Here is a 19,132-nt window from a genome sequence, read left to right as displayed (position 1 = left end):
CTTCGCTCCGGACGTGCAGGACTCAGGCGTGCTGACCTGAATGGTTCGGTCGCTCCGCTCACTCACGTCTTGTCTCCTTCACCGAATCCGGTCAGGTCCGTGCCGGTCGGTTCCGGCGGGACCTCGTCGCCCGCGTCAGCCTCGGCGATCCGGCGGACCGCGTCGACCTCGTCGCGCTCCTCCGTTTCGGGGAACACCGTGCCACGGGCCTGCAGCACCCGCGAAACCGAGGTGGGTGCGATCGACCCGTCCGGCAGCAGTGCCGGGGTGTCGACGGCGTTGTGCCGGGCCAGCACGCCCGGGGTGGGCAGCGGGCCCGGGTGCACGCCGCCCTCGGCGTACTTGCGGATCCGCTCCTCGGCGTGGTCGCGCTGGGTGCGCTTGCGGGTCAGCCGCTCGCGGTGCGCCAGCATCATCGCGCCCATCGCCGCGGTGATCAGCAGCGCCGAGGTGACCTCGAAGGCGAAGACGTACTTGCCGAACAGCAGTTGCGCGATGCCCTTCGGGTTGCCCTCGGGCTGCGCCTGGCCCAGGCCGATCGGGTCGCCGTACACGGCGTTGCCGACGGCGAAGACCAGCAGCACGCCGATGCCGAGGAAGGCCAGGCCGGCCAGCAGCCGCTGACCGCGGATGGTCTCGACCAGCGAGTCGGACGCGTCGACGCCGACCAGCATCAGGACGAACAGGAACAGCATCAGGATGGCGCCGGTGTAGACGATGATCTGGACCGCGAACAGGAACGGTGCGTCCTGGGCGGCGTACTGCACGGCCAGGCAGATCATCACGGTGGCCAGCAGCAACGCCGAGTGCACCGCCTTGCGGACCAGGATCATCGCGATCGCGGCCAGCACCATGATCGGTGCCAACATCCAGAAGGCGACCTGGCCGCCGGTGACGAGACCGATCACTGCCGGTCACCTCCCTGCAGCGAGCTGTCCGGGTGGACGGCCGCGCTCTCGGGCACGACGGCGGCACCGGTCAACCCGAGGTAGTAGTCGGTGTCGGTGGCGCCGAGCTGCATCTCGTGCGGCGGCTCCTGCATGCCCGGCAGCAGCGGTGCCAGCAAGTCCTTCTTCTCGTAGATGAGGGACTCGCGGCTGCGGTCGGCCAGTTCGTACTCGTTCGTCATCGTGAGCGCCCGGGTCGGGCACGCCTCGATGCAGAGCCCGCACAGGATGCAGCGCAGGTAGTTGATCTGGTAGACGCGGCCGTAGCGCTCACCCGGCGAGAACCGGCCGGAGCCGTCCGCCGTGGTGTCGGCGTTGTCCGCGCCCTCGACGTAGATCGCGTCCGCGGGGCAGGCCCACGCGCACAGCTCGCAGCCGATGCACTTCTCCAGCCCGTCGGGCCAGCGGTTCAGCTGGTGCCTGCCGTGGAACCGCGGCGCGGTCGGCTTCTTGTCGAACGGGTACTGCTCGGTGAACACCTTGCGGAACATCGTCCGGAAGGTGACGCCGAACCCGGCTACCGGGTCCCAGAGGGACTCTTTCACACTAGCCACGGCTGGCTTCCTCGCTTCGGCTCGGAGTGTCGACGAGCGGTGGTGGGACTGGGAATCCGCCGGCGAAGGCGTCGAAGTCCTCACCCTCGGCGGTCTGGGCGGGCTCCTCGGTCTTCTTCTGCGGCAAGACCATCGGGATCAGCAGGATCAGCGCGAGGACGCCGGCGCCGATCAGCAGGTAGTTGCGCTGGAACTCGACCTCGCGGCCGACCGCGCGCACGGTCGCGACCAGCAGGATCCAGCCCAGCGAGACCGGGATCAGGATCTTCCAGCCCAGCTTCATGAACTGGTCGTAGCGCAGTCGCGGCAGCGTTCCGCGCAGCCAGATGTAGAAGAAGATGAAGCACATCATCTTGCCGACGAACCACAGCACCGGCCAGAAGCCGGAGTTCGCGCCGTCCCAGACCGAGATCGGCCACGGCGCCCGCCAGCCGCCGAGGAACAGCGTGGTGGCCAGCGCGGACACGGTCGCCATGTTGATGTACTCGGCCAGGAAGAACATCGCGTACTTCATCGACGAGTACTCGGTCAGGAAGCCGGCCACCAGTTCGCCCTCGGCCTCCGGCAGGTCGAACGGCGCCCGGTTCGTCTCGCCGATCATCGAGATCACGTAGATCACGAACGACGGGAACAGCAAGAACGCGTACCAGCCGGGGATCGGCAGCTCGAAGAGCCTCAGGTCGATCGACTGCTGCGAGCTCTGCGCGGCGACGATCTCCGAGGTCGACATCGAGCCGGCGAACAGGAACACCGTCACCAGCGCCAGGCCCATCGCGACCTCGTAGGAGATCATCTGGGCGCTGGAGCGCAGACCGCCGAGCAGCGAGTACGTCGAGTTGGACGACCAGCCGCCGAGCACGATGCCGTAGATGCCGATCGAGGCGATCGCCATCACGTACAGCACCGAGACCGGCAGGTCGGTGAGCTGCAGCCGGGTGTAGGTGTCGGTGAAGGGGATCTTCACCGTCGGCCCGAACGGGATCACCGCGAAGGTCAGGAAGGCCGGGATCGAGGCGATCACCGGGGCCGCGACGTAGACGAACTTGTCCACGCCCTTCGGCATCAGGTCTTCCTTGAACATCAGCTTCATGCCGTCGGCCAGCGACTGGAGCAGACCGAACGGGCCGTGCACGTTCGGGCCGATCCGGTGCTGCATCCGGGCCACCACCCGGCGCTCCCACCAGATGTTGAACAGCGTCAGCACGACCAGGAAGACGAAGATGATCAGCACCTTGAGGCCGACCACCCACCACGGGTCGTTGCCGACGCCGGCATCCGGCGGCGTCGCCAGCGGAAGGGCGAGGGCGATGTTGGTCATGCGTTCCCTCCGGCGATCGTCACGATCGAGCCGTGATCGGCGTGCAGGGACCGTCGCACGTGCGAGTCGGCCGAGTTGGTCGGCAGCCAGACGACGTTGTCGGTCATCGGCGTGATCACCACCGGCAGCCGGATCGAGCCCGCGTCGGTGCTGACCACCAGTTCGTCACCGTCGTGTACGCCGACCCGGTGCGCCGTGGTCAGCGAGATCCGCGCCACCGGGCGGCGGGCGGTCGCGACCAGGTGCGGCTCGCCGTCGTTGCCGCGGCTGTCGTCGATCAGCATCCGCCAGGTCGCCAGCCGGGTCGAGTCGAACGCGCCGAGGGCCGGACCGGCCTGGTACGTCGGCTCGCTGGCCCGGTCGCCGTCCCAGCGGCCGAGCTCGTCGAACTCCTTCTTCGCCCCGGCCGGGGTGCTGAAGCCGAGCGACGCGTCCATCTGCTGCGCCAGCGCGGCCAGTGCCCGGACGTCCGGCATCGCGGCCGGCGTCTTGAGCACCACCGGGAACGGCCGCTCGCGACCCTCCCAGTTCACGAAGGTGCCGTCCTTCTCCGCCGGCGGAACCACCGGGAAGACGACGTCGGCGTGCTCGGTCACCTGCGAGCTGCGGACCTCGAAGCTGACCACGAACGGCGCGGCCGCCAGCGCGGCCAGGGCCGCCGCCGGGTCCGGCAGGTCGTCGACCTCGACACCCGCGACCACCAGGGCCTGCAGCGATCCGGCGGCGGCGAGGATCTCACCGGTGTCGCGCCCGACGCTGCTCGGCAGATTCTCGACGCCCCAGGCGGCCTGCAGGTCGACCCGCGCGGCCGCGTCCGCGACCAGGCGACCGCCCGGCAGCAGACCCGGCAGGCAGCCGGCCTCGAGCGCGCCCCGGTCGCCCGCACGACGCGGGATCCAGACCAGCTGAGCGCCGCTGTCCAGCGCCAGCCGCAGCGCCGCGGACAGTGCGCCGGGCACGGTCGCGAGCCGCTCGCCGACGACGATGATCGAGTCGGCCCCGAGCGCCGCCTGGGCGGCGGCTCCCGCCTCGCCCATGCTGCGCAGATCACCCAGTACTGCGGCCTCCGTGCCCGGCGAGGTCTGGACGACGGTGCCGGACAGCTTCTCCACCCCGCGCGACGCGAACGGCGCGATGGTGAACACCTTGGTGCCGTTGCTCCGGACGCCCTTGCGCAGGCGCAGGAAGACCGACGGCGACTCCTCCTCGGGCTCGAACCCGACCAGCAGCACGGATCCGGCGACCTCGAGGTCGGCGAACGTCGTACCGAGGCCGGTGCCGGCCACCGCGGCGGCCAGGAAGTCGGCCTCCTCGTCGGAGTGCGGCCGGGCCCGGAAGTCGATGTCGTTCGTGCCGAGGGCGACCCGGGCGAACTTCGAGTACGCGTAGGCGTCCTCGAGGGTCAGCCGGCCACCGGTCAGTACGGCGGCGTTGCCCCGCGCGGCCAGCAGGTTCCTCGCCGCGAAGTCCAGCGCCTCCGGCCAGGAGGCGGGCCGCAACTCGCCGTCCTCGCGGATCATCGGGTGGGTCAGCCGGTCACCGGTGCTCGCGTAGTTGAACGCGAACCGGTCCCGGTCGGAGATCCACTCCTCGTTGACCAGCGGGTCGTCGCCGGCCAGCCGGCGCATCACCTTGCCGCGCCGGTAGTCGACCCGGATCGCCGCGCCGGACGCGTCGTGCTCGGCCACCGACGGCACCGAGACGAGGTCGAACGGCCGAGACCGGAACCGGTACGCCGCGCTGGTGAGCGCGCCGACCGGGCAGATCTGGATCGTGTTGCCGGAGAAGTAGCTCTCGAACGGCTCCTTCTCGTAGATGCCGACCTGCTGCAGCGCGCCGCGCTCGAGCAGTTCGATGAACGGGTCGCCGGCGATCTGCTGGGAGAACCGGGTGCAGCGGGCGCAGAGCACGCAGCGCTCGCGGTCCAGCAGCACCTGGGCGGAGACGTTGATCGGCTTGGGGTAGGTCCGCTTCACCTCGTGGAAGCGGCTCTCGCCCCGGCCGTTCGTCATCGCCTGGTTCTGCAGCGGGCACTCGCCGCCCTTGTCGCACACCGGGCAGTCCAGCGGGTGGTTGATCAGCAGGAACTCCATCTGCCCCTGCTGGGCCTTGTCGGCCACCGGTGAGGAGATCTGGGTCCGGATCACCATGCCGTCGGCGACGGTCAGCGAGCAGGAGGTCTGCGGCTTCGGCATCCCGCGGCCGTTGCCCGCGTCGACGACCTCGACGAGGCACTGACGGCAGGCGGCCACCGGGTCGAGCAGCGGGTGGTCGCAGAACCGCGGGATCTGGACGCCGATCTGCTCGGCGGCGCGGATCGCCAGCGTGTTCTTCGGGACCTTGACCTCGATGTCGTCGATGGTGACGGTGACGAGATCGGTCCGCTCCACTGCGCCGCCACCGGCCGGGGGATTCGCTTGGATGGTCATGCGCTGGCTCCGGCGGTCGCGAAGACGGTGGACAACATCGGGTCGAACGGGCAGCCGCCGTTCGTGAAGTGCGCGACGTAGTCGTCCTTGAAGTGCTGGATCGAGCTGGTGATCGGCGCGGTGGCACCGTCGGCCAGCGCGCAGAACGACCGGCCGGTGATGTTGTCACACAGGTCGAGCAGGGTCTCGAGGTCTTCCTCGCTGCCCTTGCCGGCCTCCAGCCGCTCCAGGATCTGCACCAGCCACCAGGTGCCTTCCCGGCAGGGGGTGCACTTGCCGCAGGACTCGTGCTTGTAGAACTCGGTCCAGCGCAGCGTGGCGCGGACCGGGCAGGTCGTGTCGTCGAAGATCTGCAGCGCCTTGGTGCCCAGCAGTGAGCCGGCCCCGGCGACACCCTCGTAGTCGAGCGGGATGTCCAGGTGGTCGGCGGTCAGCAGCGGCGTGGACGAACCACCCGGCGTCCAGAACTTCAACTCGTGGCCCTCGCGGACGCCACCGGCCAGCTCGAGCAGTTGGCGCAGCGTGATCCCCATCGGCGCCTCGTACTGTCCCGGCCGGGTGACGTGGCCGGACAGCGAGTACAGCGTCGGGCCCTTGGACTTCTCGGTGCCCATCGAGCCGAACCAGTCGGCGCCGTTGTTGATGATGGAGGGAACAGACGCGATCGACTCGACGTTGTTGATCACTGTGGGGCAGCCGTAGAGGCCCGCCACCGCCGGGAACGGAGGACGCAGCCGAGGTTGACCACGACGACCTTCCAGCGAGTCGAGCAGCGCCGTCTCCTCGCCGCAGATGTAGGCGCCGGCGCCGGCGTGCACGATGACGTCCAGGTCGTAGCCGCTGCCCAGGATGTTCAGGCCGATCAGGCCGGCCGCCCTGGCCTCGGCGACCGCCTGCTGCAGCCGCCGGACGACGTGCAGCACCTCACCGCGGACGTAGATGAACGCGGTGTTCGCGCGGATCGCGTAGGCCGAGATGATGACGCCCTCGACCAGCGTGTGCGGCGAGGCGAGCATCAGCGGGATGTCCTTGCAGGTGCCCGGCTCGGACTCGTCGGCGTTCACCACCAGGTACTTCGGCTTCGGGTTGTCCTGCGGGATGAAGGACCACTTCATCCCGGTCGGGAAGCCCGCGCCGCCACGGCCGCGCAGACCCGAGTCCTTCACCGCGGTGACCACGTCGGCCGGCTGCATCCGCAGCGCGGTACGCAGTGCGTCGTAGCCACCGGACCGCTGGTACGACGCCAGCTGCCAGGAGCGGATCTGGTCCCAGTTGTCGGACAGCACAGGGGTCAGCACGGTCAGTCCTCCTTGCGGCTGTCGTCGGTGTGGACCGCCTGGGATTCCTTGCCCGGCTGGTCTTCCGGACGCGGGCCCGCGGCGGCCTCGGCCGAGACGGTCTGCTCGGCGGCGGAACCGTTGCTGCGGGCATGCGTTCCGGCCGGGGCGGTCCAGTTGCGCTCGCGGGCCAGCCGCAGGCCGGCCAGCGTCGCCTTGCCACCGGTCGGGCCCTCGTCCGCACGGCCGTCGGGGAAGCCGGCCAGCACGCGCTCGGCTTCCTTCCAGGTGCAGATGGTGGCGCCGCGGGGCGACTTCACCTCGGTGCCGTCGCGCAGGTCGTCCACCAGCCGGGTGGCCGACTCCGGCGTCATGTCGTCGAAGAACTCCCAGTTCACCATCATCACCGGCGCGTAGTCGCAGGCGGCGTTGCACTCGAGGTGCTCGAGGGTGATCTTGCCGTCCTCGGTGGTCTCGTCGTTGCCGACATCGAGGTGCTGCTTGAGCCGCTCGAAGATCAGGTCGCCGCCCATCACCGCGCACAGCGTGTTGGTGCAGACCCCGACGTGGTAGTCGCCGACCGGGCGGCGCTTGTACATCGTGTAGAAGGTCGCCACCGCCGACACCTCGGCGCCGGTCAGGCCGAGCACCTCGGCGCAGGCCTCGATGCCCTCGGGAGTGATCCGGCCCTCGACCGACTGCACCAGGTGCAGCATCGGCAGCAGGGCCGAGCGGCCGACCGGGTACCGGGCGGCCAGCTCGCGCATCTCGGCGATCGTGGTGTCACCGATCTTCGAGTCGCCTGTGCTGTAGGGAACGGTTGTGTCAGCCATCTATCGGTCCACTCCACCCATCACCGGGTCAAGGCTGGCGACGGCGACGATCACGTCGGCGACCTGTGAGCCCTCGCACAGGATCGGCATCGCCTGCAGGTTTGCGAACGACGGGTCGCGGAAGTGCGCCCGGTACGGCTTGGTGCCGCCGTCGGAGACCAGGTGGCAGCCCAGCTCGCCGCGCGGCGACTCGATCGCCACGTACGCCTGGCCGGCCGGCACCCGGAAGCCCTCGGTGACCAGCTTGAAGTGATGGATCAGTGCTTCCATCGACTCGCCCATGATGTGCTTGATGTGGTCGAGGGAGTTGCCCATCCCGTCGTTGCCGACGGCCAGCTGGCTCGGCCAGCCGATCTTCTTGTCGGCCACCATCACCGGCTCGCCCTCCATCTTGGCGAGGCGGTCGGCGCACTGCTCGACGATCTTCAGGGACTCGTGCATCTCCTGCAGCCGGATCCGGAACCGGCCGTACGAGTCGGCGGTGTCCCAGGTCGGTACGTCGAAGTCGTAGGTCTCGTAACCGCAGTACGGCTGGGTCTTGCGCAGGTCCAGGCCGTACCCGGTGGCGCGCAGCGGCGGGCCGGAGATGCCGAGCGCCATGCACCCGGTCAGGTCCAGGTAGCCGACGTCCTGCAGCCGGGCCTTGAAGATCGGGTTCGCGTTGCACAGCTCGGCGTACTCGGGCAGGTGCTTGTTCATCCAGGTGATGTAGTCCCGGATCTTGTCCAGCGCGCCCGGGGGCAGGTCCTGGGCGACGCCGCCCGGCCGGATGAAGGCGTGGTTCATCCGCAGGCCGGTGATCAGCTCGAACAGGTCGAGCGTCATCTCCCGCTCCCGGAAGCCGATCGTCATCACGGTCAGCGCGCCGATCTCCATCCCGCCGGTGGCGATGCAGACCAGGTGGCTGCTGATGCGGTTCAGCTCCATCAGGAGCACCCGCATCACGTTCGCCTTCTCCGGGATCTGGTCCTCGATGCCGAGCAGCCGCTCGACCGCGAGGCAGTACGCCGTCTCGTTGTAGAACGGCGACAGGTAGTCCATCCGGGTGCAGAACGTGACGCCCTGCGTCCAGGAACGGAACTCCATGTTCTTCTCGATACCGGTGTGCAGGTAGCCGATGCCGCAGCGGGCCTCGGTCACGTTCTCGCCCTCGATCTCGAGGATGAGCCGGAGCACGCCGTGCGTGGACGGGTGCTGCGGGCCCATGTTGACGACGATGCGCTCTTCGGGCTCGTCCCCCAGGCCGGACACGACCGAGTCCCAGTCCTGCCCGGTGACGGTGAAGACCTTGCCCTCGGTGGTGTCGCGGCCCTGGGCGTACGGGTCGGCGGTGGCGTTCGGGTCTGTAGTGGTCATCAGTTGTAAGACCTCCGCGTGTCGGGCGGCGGGATGACGGCGCCCTTGTACTCGACGTCGATGCCGCCGAGCGGGTAGTCCTTGCGTTGCGGGTGGCCCGGCCAGTCGTCGGGCATCTGGATCCGGGTCAGCGCCGGGTGTCCGTCGAAGATGATGCCGAAGAAGTCCCAGGTCTCGCGCTCGTGCCAGTCGTTCGCCGGGTAGACCGAGACGATCGACGGGATGTGCGGGTCGGAGTCGGGGCAGGACACCTCGAGCCGGATCCGCCGGTTGTGCGTGATCGAGAGCAGGTGGTAGACCGCGTGCAGTTCGCGGCCGGTCTCGTTCGGGTAGTGCACGCCGCTGACGCCGGAGCAGAACTCGAACCGGAGCGCCTCGTCGTCGCGGATGTGCTGGGCCACCTCGACCAACCGGTCGCGCTGGATGTGCAGGGTCAGTTCGCCGTACGCGACCACGACCTTCTCGATCGCGCCGTCGCCGACCAGGCTCTCCAGCGTCTCGGTGGCGCCGTCGAACCAGCCGCCGTACGGCTTGGCCGATCCGCCCGGCAGCGCGACCTGGCGGCGCAGGCCGCCGAAGCCGGAGGTGTCACCGGTGCCGCGGACGCCGAACATGCCCTCGCGCTGGTCGACGACCTCGGCGGCCGGCGTCTGAGCGTCGCCACCGGGCGTGGTCGCCGGAAGGTTCTCGGGTTGGGTGTCGCTCACCTGAGCAAGCCCTTCATCTCAAGAGTCGGGGAGGCCGACAGTGCCGCGGTCTCCTGCTCGGCCTGCAGCGCCTTCTTGTTCGCGCCGAGCTTGCCGTGCTGGATGTCGTCGTGCAGCTTGAGGAACGCGTCCAGCAGCATCTCCGGCCGCGGCGGGCAGCCGGGCAGGTACATGTCGACCGGGACGACGTGGTCCACGCCCTGCACGATGGCGTAGTTGTTGAACATGCCGCCGGACGACGCGCAGACGCCCATCGCCAGGACCCACTTCGGGTTCGGCATCTGGTCGTAGATCTGGCGCAGCACGGGGGCCATCTTCTGGCTCACCCGGCCGGCCACGATCATCAGGTCGGCCTGGCGCGGCGAGGCCCGGAAGACCTCCATGCCGAACCGGGCGGCGTCGTAGCGGGGCGCGCCCGTCGTCATCATCTCGATCGCGCAGCAGGCCAGCCCGAAGGTTGCCGGCCACAACGAGGCCTTCCGCATGTAGCCGGACAGGCCCTCGACGGTGGTCAGCAGCACGCCGGCCGGAAGCTGTTCTTCAACACCCATTGGTCAGTCCCATTCCAGTCCGCCGCGGCGCCAGACGTAGGCGTACGCGATGAAGACGGTCACGATGAAGATGACCATCTCGATCAACCCGAACAGCGCCATCTGGTCGAAGGCCACCGCCCACGGGTAGAGGAAGATGATCTCGATGTCGAAGATGATGAAGAGCATCGCGGTGATGTAGTACTTCACCGGGAATCGCCCGCCACCGACCGGCTGCGGGGTCGGCTCGATCCCGCACTCGTACGAGTCGAGCTTGGCCCGGTTGTACCGCTTCGGGCCGACGAGCGCGCTCGTCACCAAGGTGCCCGCCACGAAGATCGTCGCGAGCACACCGAGGATGAGGATCGGTACGTAAGGGTGCATCGTCGCGTGCTCCCTCCTTCTGCGTCCGTACTGCCGGATCGATGCTTACTGCTGCTTCTTGATCAGCACTGTGTTACCAGTAGTGCTGCGGTGCTATGCGGCCGGGGCCACCTTGGTCAGGCCGTTGATGATCTTGTCCATCACGTCGCCGTCGCGCGGATCGGTGAGGTTGGCCAGCAGTTTCAGGGTGAACTTCATCAACGTGGTGCGCGGCAGCCCGTACTTCGTGCACAGCCGCATCACCTCCGGATTCCCGATCAGCTTCACGAAGATCCGGCCGAGCGTGTAGTAGCCGCCGTACTCCTGCTTCAGTGCCTTCGGGTACGCCGACAACGCCCGCTCGCGCTGGTGCGGCTGCCGGCGCAGCGCCTGGGCGGCGACCTCGGCGGCGAACGCCCCGGACTCCATCGCGTACGGGATGCCCTCGCCGTTGAACGGGTTGACCATCCCGCCCGCGTCGCCCAGCAGCATCAGCCCGCGGGTGTAGTGCGGCTGCCGGTTGAAGCCCATCGGCAGCGCCGCCCCGCGGATCGGGATGGTCTGGAACTCGTCGCGGAACTGCCACTCGTCCGGGGTGTTCTTCAGCCACTGCTTGAGCAGGTCGGAGTAGTCCACCTTGCCGAACGCGTCCGAGGTGTTCAGGATGCCGAGGCCGACGTTGACCGTGCCGTCGCCCATCCCGAAGATCCAGCCGTACCCCGGCAGCAGGTTGCGCTGGCCTGGGTTCTGCGGGTCGTCCGCCCACAGCTCCAGCCACGACTCGAGGTAGTCGTCGTCGTGGCGCGGGCTGGTGAAGTAGGTGCGGACGGCCACGCCCATCGGGCGGTCGTCGCGCTTGTGCAGGCCCATCGAGATGCTGAGCCGCGAGGAGTTGCCGTCGGCGGCCATCACCAGCGGCGCCCGGAACTCGAGGTCGGCCCCGGCCCGGCGGCCGTTGTCGTCGACCGGCTTGGCGGTGACGCCGACGATGAAGCCCTTCTCGTCCAGGATCGGGGCGGTCACGTTGGTCCGCTCCCGCAACTGGGCGCCGGCCTTGACGGCCTGCCGGGCGAGCATGTCGTCGAAGTCCATCCGGTTCCGGGTCAGCCCGTAGTTCGGGTGGCTGGCCAGGTCCGGCCAGTCGAGCTGCAGCACGTGCCCGGCGCCCTGGATGCGGAGGCCGTAGTTGGGGATCCAGCCGGCCTCGGGCGAGATGTCGATGCCCATGTTGATCAGCTGCTTGGTCCCGCGCGGAGTGAGACCGTCGCCACACACCTTCTCGCGCGGGAAGGCGGTCTTCTCGAGCAGCAGGACGTCGAGTCCGGCGTTCGCGAGATGGTACGCGGCCGCCGAGCCCGCGGGGCCCGCGCCGACGACGATCACATCCGCGGTCTCGGCCTGTTGCCGACCCGTGGTCGACGCGATCTGGCTCATCTCATCCCGGCCTGAAGGTTGGGCTGTCACTCGTGAAGGGATTCACGAGGCCTGGTCACCCGACAGTCTAGGACTGCCTGACGAGGACGCGAAACCGGCCCGTATGCCCTTGCCCACAACCGATTTACGCGCACCTATCCTTGCGTAATTTAGAGCGGCTTCACGGCCCGGTGGATGGCCACCAGACCACCGGTCAGGTTGCGCCACTGGACGTGCGCCCAGCCCGAGGCCCCGATCGTCTCCGCGAGGGGCACCTGACCTGGCCAGGCGCGGACGGACTCGGCCAGGTAGACGTAGGCGTCCGGGTTCGTCGAGACCGCCTTCGCCACCACCGGTACGGCGCGCATCATGTACTCCAGGTAGGCCACCCGGAACGGCTTCCAGGTCGGGTGCGAGTTCTCCAGCACCACCAGCCGGCCGCCCTGCTTCGTCACCCGGAGCATCTCCCGCAGCGCCACCGTGACGTCGTTCACGTTCCGCAGCGCCCAGGAGATGGTCACCACGTCGAAGGTCTCGTCCGCGAACGGCAGCCGCAGCGCGTCACCCGCGATCAGGTCCAGTTCGGGGTGCTGCCGCTTGCCGACCCGGAGCATGCCGACCGAGAAGTCGCACGAGACCACCTCGGCCCCGGCCTCCCGCAACTTCACGCTGGAGGCACCCGTCCCCGCCGCCAGGTCCAGGATCCTCATCCCCTTCCGGGGCGCGATCTCCGCCAGCGTCTGCGGCCGCCAGTACAACTTCTCCAGCCCCATCGTGGCGACCGCGTTGGTCCGGTCGTAGCCCTCAGCCACATTGTCGAACATCGCGGCCACTGCATCCGGCTGTTTGGTGAGATCCGCCCTGGTCACCTGTCTAGTTGATCACGGCCGCGACAGGCACCGAAATTCGCCGGCCGGCGGGGCCGCATACGCTTGCATGCCGTGAGCGAATCTCCAATGAGCCGGCCGGCCATCGAGACCCGGGGCCGGGAAGCGAGCGAGGAGTGTTGCCGTGAGCTTGTCTGACCCGATCCGGCCCGGCCAGGAGCCGGCTCCGCGGCTGGTGGTTCGCAGCCAGCGGGTCGAGGGCGTCGCGGCCGCCCTGATGGACCACCTGCCCGAGACCGGCGGACTGGCCTGGGTACGACGTGGCGACGGTCACGTCGGCTGGGGCGTCGCCGCCCGGCTCGACGTTGCCGGTAGCAACCGGTTCACCGAGGCACAGACCTGGTGGCGGGACCTGACCGCGGCCGCGGTGGTCCGCGACGAGGTCGGCGTACCGGGCTCCGGCCTGCTCTGCTTCGGCTCTTTCGGCTTCACCGACGACGACCCCAGTGAACTGGTGGTGCCCGAGGTGATCGTCGGCCGCCGGGGTGGGACCACCTGGGTGACGACCATCTCCGGCGCCAGCACCCTCGGCGCTCCCCCGGAACTGACCACCTACGAGCCGGACCCGGTCGGCCAGATCGCCTTCGCCGACGGTGCCCGGTCCGGCACGGAGTGGTCCGGGATCGTGGCCGACGCGGTCAAGCGGATCACCGGCGGCGAACTCGACAAGGTGGTGCTGGCGCGGGACCTGATCGCGATCGCGGACGAGCCGATCGACTTGCGCTGGCCGTTGCGGCAACTGGCCTCGGCGTACCCGAACTGCTGGACGTTCTCGGTCGACGGGCTGATCGGCGCCACCCCGGAACTGCTGGTCCGGCGGGAGAAGGGCCTGATCACCTCCCGGGTACTGGCCGGCACCATCCGGCGTACCGGCGACGACGCGCACGACCTGGCGCTGGCCGCGTCGCTGGCGCGGTCCAGCAAGGACCTGGAGGAGCACGAGTTCGCCGTCCGGTCGGTGGCGGACGCGCTGAAGCCGCACTGCAAGTCGATGAACGTGCCCGAGACCCCGTTCGTGCTGCACCTGCCGAATGTGATGCACCTGGCCTCCGACGTCGCCGGCGTCGCCGCGAACGGAGCCTCCGCGCTCGGCCTCGCCGCCGCGCTGCACCCGTCCGCAGCCGTCTGCGGTACGCCGACCGACGTCGCGCGCGAGGTGATCGGTGAGATCGAGGGGATGACCCGCGGCCGGTTCTCCGGCCCGGTCGGGTGGCTGGACGCGGCCGGCGACGGCGAGTGGTGCATCGCGCTGCGCTGCGGCCAGGCCGACCCCGCCGACCCCCGCCGGATGCGCCTGTTCGCCGGCGCCGGCATCGTCGCGGGCTCCGACCCCGAGGCCGAACTGGCCGAGACGAACGCGAAGCTGGTTCCGATGCGAGACGCACTGGGAGACTGACTGTGAAGCTGACCAAGTACACACACGCCTGCGTCCGGCTGGAGAAGGACGGGAAGGTGCTGCTGGTCGACCCGGGCAACTTCACCGAGGACGAGGCCTTCGCCGGCGCCGACGCGATCCTGGTCACCCACGAGCACGCGGACCACCTCGACGTCGAGCGGGTGAAGGGCCTGGACACGCCGATCTGGACCAACGCCGGCGCGGCTTCCCAGCTCGGTGCACTGGGCGATCGGGTCAGCGTGGTGGCGGACGGGGATGCCTTCGAGGCGGCCGGTTTCGCGGTCCGTGTCTACGGCAGGGACCACGCGGTCATCCTGCCGGAGCTGGGTGTTCCGTGCCAGAACGTCGGCTACCTGATCGAGGACGCGGTCTACCACCCGGGCGACTCGTTCACCCGGCCGGACCGCGAGGTGCACACCAGCCTGGTGCCGATCGGCGGTCCGTGGTTCTCGCTGCCGCCGGCCGTCGAGTACGCCCGGGCCGTCGCCGCGCGGCAGACCCTCGGCATCCACGAGGCACCGCTGAGCGCGATCGGTCAGGGCATGATGAAGCGCTTCCTCGACGGCCAGGGCGACCGGCCGTTCGTACTGGTGACCCCGGGCGCCTCGGTCGAGGTCAACTGACATTTGTCACCTGTTCCGGTGACACGGTCCCAGCCCGGGCCGCCGGCGGGCGCCGATGCTGGTTCGTATGGACGAATCAGCGGTCATCCAGGTCGAACGGCTCACCCGCCGGTACGCCGGCCGGCCCGGCTACGAGGCGGTGCGCGGGGTCGATTTCTCGGTCCGCCGGGGTGAGCTCTTCGCGCTGCTCGGCACCAACGGCGCCGGCAAGACCTCCACGCTGGAGGTGCTCGAAGGCCTCGCCCGGCCGACCTCCGGGACGGTTCGGGTGCTCGGCCGGGACCCGTTCCGCGACCGGCGGACGGTCCGGCCGCGGATCGGGATCATGGTGCAGGACAGGGGTTTCGCGGCTGATCTGACCGTCGCCGAGACCACCCGGATGTGGACCGGGACGCTGACGACGCCCCGCCCGGTCGGCGAGATCCTCGAGTTGGTCGAGCTCACCAGCCGGGCCGGAGTACGGGTTCGTCAGCTGTCCGGCGGCGAGCGGCAACGCCTCAGCCTCGGTCTGGCGATCGCCGGGCACCCCGACCTGCTGTTCCTCGACGAGCCGACCGCCGGCCTTGATCCGGAGAACCGGCAGCGCAGCTGGCAGCTGATCTCCCGGCTGCTGTCGTCGGGCACCACCGTGCTACTCACCACTCACTACCTGGCCGAGGCGGCCGAGCTGGCCGACCGGCTCGCGATCATGCATCGCGGCCGCATCGTCGGCCTCGGCACCCCGGCCGAGATCGCCGCCATCCGGCCGGCTCGGATCTCCTTCCGGCTGCCCACGGGTGCGCAGGTGCCCGAACTTCCCGGCGTACTTGTCGCGGTCAACGGAGGTGGAGTGCGGCTGGACACCGAGGACCTCCAGGCCACTCTCACCCTGGTGCTCGACTGGGCGAGGCGGAACGACCTGCGCCTCGAGGACCTGACGGCTCGGCCGGCATCCCTGGAGGAGGCCTTCCTCTCCATCGCGGAGTCGGACCAAGGAGCTGTGGCATGAGGGTGCTCATGGCCGCGCCTCCGGCACGGCGGGTCACGAGGCTCAACTCCCTGGCCTGGTCGGAGGCTCTGTTGCTCCGCCGCAATCCTCTGGCTCTGCTGATCGCCGTCGGGTTGCCGGTCGGCGCTGTCCTGCTGCTTCGGTCGTCGCCCGAGCTGACCGCCTCCGTCGGCGCGGAGAAGGGAGCCGCGATCGTCACCACCGTGGCTGCAGTGGCGCTGAACCTCTTTGTTTATTACCACCTGGTGACCTCGCTGGTCGCGCGCCGCGAAGAACTGGTCCTCAAGCGCCTGCGCACAGGTGAGGCATCGGACCTCGAAATCCTCGCCGGTACTGCGGCCCCGGCCGTGGGGATCGCCTGGGCGCAGGTCCTGCTGACCGGTCTGGCCAGCGCCGCGTTGTTCGGACTTGGCCTGCCGGTGAACGTGCTGCTCGTACTGGTCGCTCTGGTGCTCGGCTCGCTCGTGTTCGTCGTACTGGCGGCTGCGACCACGCCGTTGACCCGTACGGTCGAGTTGGCCCAGCTGACGACTACACCGATGCTCCTGATTCCCCTGAACCTCAGTGGGCTCTTCTTCCCGCTCGGCGACTTCCCGGAGTCGCTGGAGCAGCTGGCCCGGGTGCTACCGCTCACACCCGTGGTGGACCTGCTGCGGCTCGGTCTGTCGGGGATCACGCCAGACGGGAGCACTGTGGAACTTGGCGGCACCTTCGCGCCCGCAGTACGGCCTGTGCTTGTGCTGTTGGCCTGGGTGATCGTCGGGGGCCTGGCGACGCGCCGCTGGTTTCGGTGGGAGCCGCGCCGATGAGCGACGTGACAGGCTGAGCACCATGGTGCCCGCTCCGCGCTGGTGGCTCGAGCGCAGTAGAGCCGAGCGCTTCGACATCACCCTCCGCTGGCCGCTGTACGCGCTGTGTTGCATGGAGCCCCTCCTTGCCCTGCTGATCACCTTCGGCGAGAAGGAGACGCGGGTCGCGGGAGTAGTCGTGTTCCTGGCGGTGACTGTTCTACAGGCCGGTGCGAATGTGGTGTTGCTCCGCGCTGGCATCGGCAGCTATCTCGGCGGTTCCCGGCCTAGCAAGCGGCTGCTGGCCGTAGCCACCGCACTGGCCGTCGTGGTGGTCCCGGCTGCGGCGCTGGCGTTTCCTCGCTTCACTTGGAGCCACGGCGAGTCGGCCATCCGCCTAGCCGTCCTGTTGATGGCGGGTGGCTCCTTGACGCTGGCTCTCTCGCCTCTTCTGCGCACTACCGCTCTGGTCGGCTTCATCGTGGTCTGCGCGGTTGTGGTCAGCGTTCTGACAGGTCAGCAACAGCAGGGCTTCAGCTACTTCTATTCGATCGGCGCAGTCGCGTTCACCTGTCGCGTCACGGTCTGGACGTTGGGCCTCGGCTGGGAGATCGACCGGTCGCGCACGGTCACTGCTCAATTGGCGATCGCTGAGGAACGGTTGCGCTTCGCCCGTGATCTCCACGATGCGCTGGGCCGGAACCTGTCACTGGTGGCCGTGCAGAGCGAACTGGCCGCGGCGCTGGCCACCCGAGGTGATGCCGGAGCCGCCGAGCAGATGCTCGACGTACGACGGATCGCCCACGACTCCCTCCGCGAGATGCGCGCGGTGGTCAGCGGCTACCGCAGTACGGACCTCAGCTCGGAACTGGCCGGAGCCCAATCCGTACTCCGCGCCGCCGGCGTCGACTGCCGGGTGATCGGTGACGGCTCGGGTCTTCCCGATGCCACCCAGGCAGCACTCTCCTGGGTCGTCCGCGAGGCAACCACCAACGTCATCCACCACACGAACGCCACGTCCTGCAAGATCGAACTGGACCTGACTTCCGAGTCGACCATCCTCCGGATGGAGAACGACGGAGTCGCGAAGAGCCCCGCCTCCGGCTGGCACAAGGGCGGGGCAGGCCTCCCCGCCCGCGAGGACGGGCGAGGGACCGGGTTGGTGGGGTTGCGGGAGCGGCTGAGCGAGGTGGGCGGGACGTTGACGGTCGAGGAACACCCGGGGCGGTTCGTGCTCGTGGCTCGGCTTCCGGCGGCGCCATGATCCGGCTGCTGCTGGCGGATGACGAGAATCTGATTCGTACGGCGCTCGCCGCGTTGTTGTCGCTGGAGGTCGACCTCGCGGTGGTCGGCCAGGCTGCGTCTGCCGATGGGGCGCTGGCGATGGCTCGGCTGCATCACCCGGACGTCGCAGTACTGGATCTGCAGATGCCCGGTCTTGCCGGCTCGGGCGCGATGGGTGGCCTCGGGGTGGTCGGGGCGCTGAAGTCCGAGGTGCCCGACTGCGCCTGCCTCATCGTCACCGGCCACGGCCGCCCGGGTCACCTGAAGCAGGCGCTCGCGGCCGGAGTACGGGGGTTTCTCCCGAAGACGGTCTCGGCCCACGTGCTCGCCGACGTCATCCGCACGATCCACAGCGGCGGCCGGTACGTCGACCCGGAACTGGCCGCCGAAGCCATCAGCGCCGGCGACAACCCCCTCACTCCCCGCGAAGCCGAAGTGCTGGAGCACGCCGCCGACGGCGCACCCATCGACCAGATCGCCCGCCGCGCGTCCCTCTCCCCCGGCACCGTCCGCAACTACCTGTCCTCAGCAGCCGCCAAGCTCAACACCACGAACCGCTACGAATCGGTCCAGGTCGCCCGCACCCATGGCTGGATCTAAGCCGGCTGGAAGGTGAGGTCGACGAAGTCGGCGACCGGGACGTAGCCCAGCTGGGCGTAGATCTTGTTCGAGGTGGGGTTGGCCAGGTCGGTGTAGAGGCAGGCCTGATGGCCTTGAGCAAGGATCTTGGCGGACAGGTGGCCGGTCAGGGCGCCGGCATAGCCGTTGCGGCGATGTTCCGGTGGGGTGTAGACCGGCCCGACGCGGCAGACGCCGAAGATCGGCAGGTGGTAGCCGACCATGCTCACGGGCTCGCCGTCGACCTCCCAGAACCACAGGGTGCCCATCTCCAGCTGCCGCGTCGCCCAGGGCAGGTCCGGGCTGGTGAACTCGTCGTGGAATCCGTCGGCACTCCAGTCGGCGGCCAGCCGGATGTCATCCATCGTCATCGGGCGCGGGTTGCCGGCGGCCGCGAGTTCGGTGAGGGTGCCAAGCTTGTGCAGGCGCGTTCCCTTGGATTCCGCCGCGGTGGTGCCGCGCAGCTCGGCCCAGCGCTCACCGAAGGCGTGGACCGCGGCCCGATCGCCCGCCACCCCGCCGACGTCAGGCACCAGTTCGGCGTACGTCGTGGCGATCTCCGGCGCCAGGTCCTCGCGGAGCGCGCCGAGGTAGACCGGACGCTCGGGGGTCCTCATCGCCACGCCGATCACCTCGCCGGCGTCGTCGTGCATGGAGACGTAGTACGCCGTACCGTCCTCCGGCGGGTAGGTGCCGGCGGCCCGCTCGGCGACGTTGCTCATGATGATCGTGTGCAGCACCGGATCCCTTTGCAGAAAGGGAAAGGCGGTCGCCTGGAACTCCGCCGCGTCGCTCGTCACCCGCAGACTCATACCGAGACC

19 protein-coding genes are annotated in these 19,132 nt (G+C 69.2%); 6 read left to right on the top strand and 13 right to left on the bottom strand.

Annotated elements, in window-relative coordinates:
- Positions 1-62: 62 nt before the first annotated feature.
- The 12 genes from ABD255_RS35090 to ABD255_RS35035 form a co-directional block, all read right to left on the bottom strand.
- Positions 63-908: an NADH-quinone oxidoreductase subunit J gene (locus ABD255_RS35090; RefSeq protein WP_344221096.1), complete on the bottom strand. Its 846-nt coding sequence runs from the start codon at positions 906-908 to the stop codon at positions 63-65.
- On the bottom strand, positions 905-1,501 hold the full coding sequence (gene nuoI / locus ABD255_RS35085; RefSeq protein ID WP_344221095.1) for an NADH-quinone oxidoreductase subunit NuoI: 597 nt from the start codon (positions 1,499-1,501) through the stop codon (positions 905-907). The genes ABD255_RS35090 and nuoI overlap by 4 nt, the downstream gene beginning before the upstream one ends.
- A complete protein-coding gene (gene nuoH / locus ABD255_RS35080; RefSeq protein WP_344221094.1) occupies positions 1,494-2,819 on the bottom strand; it encodes an NADH-quinone oxidoreductase subunit NuoH in 1,326 nt (441 codons plus the stop codon). The genes nuoI and nuoH overlap by 8 nt, the downstream gene beginning before the upstream one ends.
- Positions 2,816-5,248 carry an NADH-quinone oxidoreductase subunit G gene (locus ABD255_RS35075; RefSeq protein WP_344221093.1) on the bottom strand — a complete coding sequence of 811 codons (2,433 nt, stop codon included), beginning with the start codon at positions 5,246-5,248 and terminating at the stop codon, positions 2,816-2,818. Before ABD255_RS35075 ends, nuoH begins: the two co-directional genes overlap by 4 nt.
- On the bottom strand, positions 5,245-6,546 hold the full coding sequence (nuoF, locus tag ABD255_RS35070; RefSeq protein ID WP_425554613.1) for an NADH-quinone oxidoreductase subunit NuoF: 1,302 nt from the start codon (positions 6,544-6,546) through the stop codon (positions 5,245-5,247). Before nuoF ends, ABD255_RS35075 begins: the two co-directional genes overlap by 4 nt.
- A 2-nt stretch (positions 6,547-6,548) precedes the next feature.
- Entirely contained in the window at positions 6,549-7,358 is an 810-nt protein-coding gene (gene nuoE, locus ABD255_RS35065) for an NADH-quinone oxidoreductase subunit NuoE (RefSeq protein WP_344221092.1), read from the bottom strand.
- A complete protein-coding gene (locus ABD255_RS35060) occupies positions 7,359-8,714 on the bottom strand; it encodes an NADH-quinone oxidoreductase subunit D (protein ID WP_344221091.1) in 1,356 nt (451 codons plus the stop codon). It lies immediately after the preceding gene.
- Positions 8,714-9,421, bottom strand: a complete 708-nt coding sequence (locus ABD255_RS35055; protein ID WP_344221090.1) for an NADH-quinone oxidoreductase subunit C — start codon at positions 9,419-9,421, stop codon at positions 8,714-8,716. The genes ABD255_RS35060 and ABD255_RS35055 overlap by 1 nt, the downstream gene beginning before the upstream one ends.
- Complete coding sequence (locus tag ABD255_RS35050; protein ID WP_344221089.1) at positions 9,418-9,972, bottom strand: NuoB/complex I 20 kDa subunit family protein; 555 nt, start codon at positions 9,970-9,972, stop codon at positions 9,418-9,420. Before ABD255_RS35050 ends, ABD255_RS35055 begins: the two co-directional genes overlap by 4 nt.
- A gap of 3 nt (positions 9,973-9,975) precedes the next feature.
- Positions 9,976-10,335 (bottom strand): NADH-quinone oxidoreductase subunit A, encoded by a 360-nt coding sequence (locus ABD255_RS35045; protein WP_344221088.1) that lies wholly within the window; start codon positions 10,333-10,335, stop codon positions 9,976-9,978.
- A 93-nt stretch (positions 10,336-10,428) separates the two neighbouring features.
- On the bottom strand, positions 10,429-11,748 hold the full coding sequence (locus tag ABD255_RS35040; protein ID WP_344221087.1) for a geranylgeranyl reductase family protein: 1,320 nt from the start codon (positions 11,746-11,748) through the stop codon (positions 10,429-10,431).
- A 149-nt stretch (positions 11,749-11,897) separates the two neighbouring features.
- Entirely contained in the window at positions 11,898-12,596 is a 699-nt protein-coding gene (locus ABD255_RS35035; protein WP_344221086.1) for a demethylmenaquinone methyltransferase, read from the bottom strand.
- Positions 12,597-12,738: 142 nt separating this feature from the next.
- On the opposite strand from ABD255_RS35035, the gene ABD255_RS35030 reads away from it, so the two are divergent.
- The 6 genes from ABD255_RS35030 (at position 12,739) to ABD255_RS35005 (ending at position 18,293) form a co-directional block, all read left to right on the top strand.
- Entirely contained in the window at positions 12,739-14,010 is a 1,272-nt protein-coding gene (locus ABD255_RS35030; RefSeq protein ID WP_344221085.1) for an isochorismate synthase, read from the top strand.
- 2 nt (positions 14,011-14,012) lie between these two features.
- Positions 14,013-14,633: an MBL fold metallo-hydrolase gene (locus ABD255_RS35025; protein ID WP_344221084.1), complete on the top strand. Its 621-nt coding sequence runs from the start codon at positions 14,013-14,015 to the stop codon at positions 14,631-14,633.
- 67 nt (positions 14,634-14,700) lie between these two features.
- The gene (locus tag ABD255_RS35020; protein WP_344221083.1) at positions 14,701-15,621 is read left to right on the top strand and encodes an ABC transporter ATP-binding protein; all 921 of its coding nucleotides are present in this window, start codon (positions 14,701-14,703) and stop codon (positions 15,619-15,621) included.
- Positions 15,618-16,430: an ABC transporter permease gene (locus tag ABD255_RS35015; protein ID WP_344221082.1), complete on the top strand. Its 813-nt coding sequence runs from the start codon at positions 15,618-15,620 to the stop codon at positions 16,428-16,430. Before ABD255_RS35020 ends, ABD255_RS35015 begins: the two co-directional genes overlap by 4 nt.
- Before the next feature lie 22 nt (positions 16,431-16,452).
- A complete protein-coding gene (locus tag ABD255_RS35010) occupies positions 16,453-17,673 on the top strand; it encodes a sensor histidine kinase (RefSeq protein WP_344221081.1) in 1,221 nt (406 codons plus the stop codon).
- Positions 17,670-18,293 carry a response regulator transcription factor gene (locus ABD255_RS35005; RefSeq protein ID WP_344221080.1) on the top strand — a complete coding sequence of 208 codons (624 nt, stop codon included), beginning with the start codon at positions 17,670-17,672 and terminating at the stop codon, positions 18,291-18,293. The genes ABD255_RS35010 and ABD255_RS35005 overlap by 4 nt, the downstream gene beginning before the upstream one ends.
- On the opposite strand, the gene ABD255_RS35000 is transcribed toward ABD255_RS35005, so the two are convergent.
- The gene (locus tag ABD255_RS35000; protein WP_344221079.1) at positions 18,290-19,123 is read right to left on the bottom strand and encodes a GNAT family N-acetyltransferase; all 834 of its coding nucleotides are present in this window, start codon (positions 19,121-19,123) and stop codon (positions 18,290-18,292) included. The two genes, ABD255_RS35005 and ABD255_RS35000, sit on opposite strands and share 4 nt — an antisense overlap.
- Positions 19,124-19,132 lie beyond the last annotated feature (9 nt).

Source organism: Kribbella sancticallisti (assembly GCF_039530625.1).
GTDB lineage: Bacteria > Actinomycetota > Actinomycetes > Propionibacteriales > Kribbellaceae > Kribbella > Kribbella sancticallisti.
Note: the sequence above shows the minus strand (reverse complement) of the source record. Positions and strands in the feature narration are given on the sequence as shown.

Excerpts from the sequence above, each read along its gene's own strand:
- nuoH (WP_344221094.1), bottom strand. The coding sequence starts at position 2,819 with ATGACCAACATCGCCCTCGCCCTTCCGCTGGCGACGCCGCCGGATGCC.
- ABD255_RS35075 (WP_344221093.1), bottom strand. The coding sequence starts at position 5,248 with ATGACCATCCAAGCGAATCCCCCGGCCGGTGGCGGCGCAGTGGAGCGG.
- nuoE (WP_344221092.1), bottom strand. The coding sequence starts at position 7,358 with ATGGCTGACACAACCGTTCCCTACAGCACAGGCGACTCGAAGATCGGT.
- ABD255_RS35060 (WP_344221091.1), bottom strand. The coding sequence starts at position 8,714 with ATGACCACTACAGACCCGAACGCCACCGCCGACCCGTACGCCCAGGGC.
- ABD255_RS35050 (WP_344221089.1), bottom strand. The coding sequence starts at position 9,972 with ATGGGTGTTGAAGAACAGCTTCCGGCCGGCGTGCTGCTGACCACCGTC.
- ABD255_RS35045 (WP_344221088.1), bottom strand. The coding sequence starts at position 10,335 with ATGCACCCTTACGTACCGATCCTCATCCTCGGTGTGCTCGCGACGATC.
- ABD255_RS35040 (WP_344221087.1), bottom strand. The coding sequence starts at position 11,748 with ATGAGCCAGATCGCGTCGACCACGGGTCGGCAACAGGCCGAGACCGCG.
- ABD255_RS35020 (WP_344221083.1), top strand. The coding sequence starts at position 14,701 with ATGGACGAATCAGCGGTCATCCAGGTCGAACGGCTCACCCGCCGGTAC.
- ABD255_RS35015 (WP_344221082.1), top strand. The coding sequence starts at position 15,618 with ATGAGGGTGCTCATGGCCGCGCCTCCGGCACGGCGGGTCACGAGGCTC.
- ABD255_RS35010 (WP_344221081.1), top strand. The coding sequence starts at position 16,453 with ATGGTGCCCGCTCCGCGCTGGTGGCTCGAGCGCAGTAGAGCCGAGCGC.
- ABD255_RS35005 (WP_344221080.1), top strand. The coding sequence starts at position 17,670 with ATGATCCGGCTGCTGCTGGCGGATGACGAGAATCTGATTCGTACGGCG.
- ABD255_RS35000 (WP_344221079.1), bottom strand. The coding sequence starts at position 19,123 with ATGAGTCTGCGGGTGACGAGCGACGCGGCGGAGTTCCAGGCGACCGCC.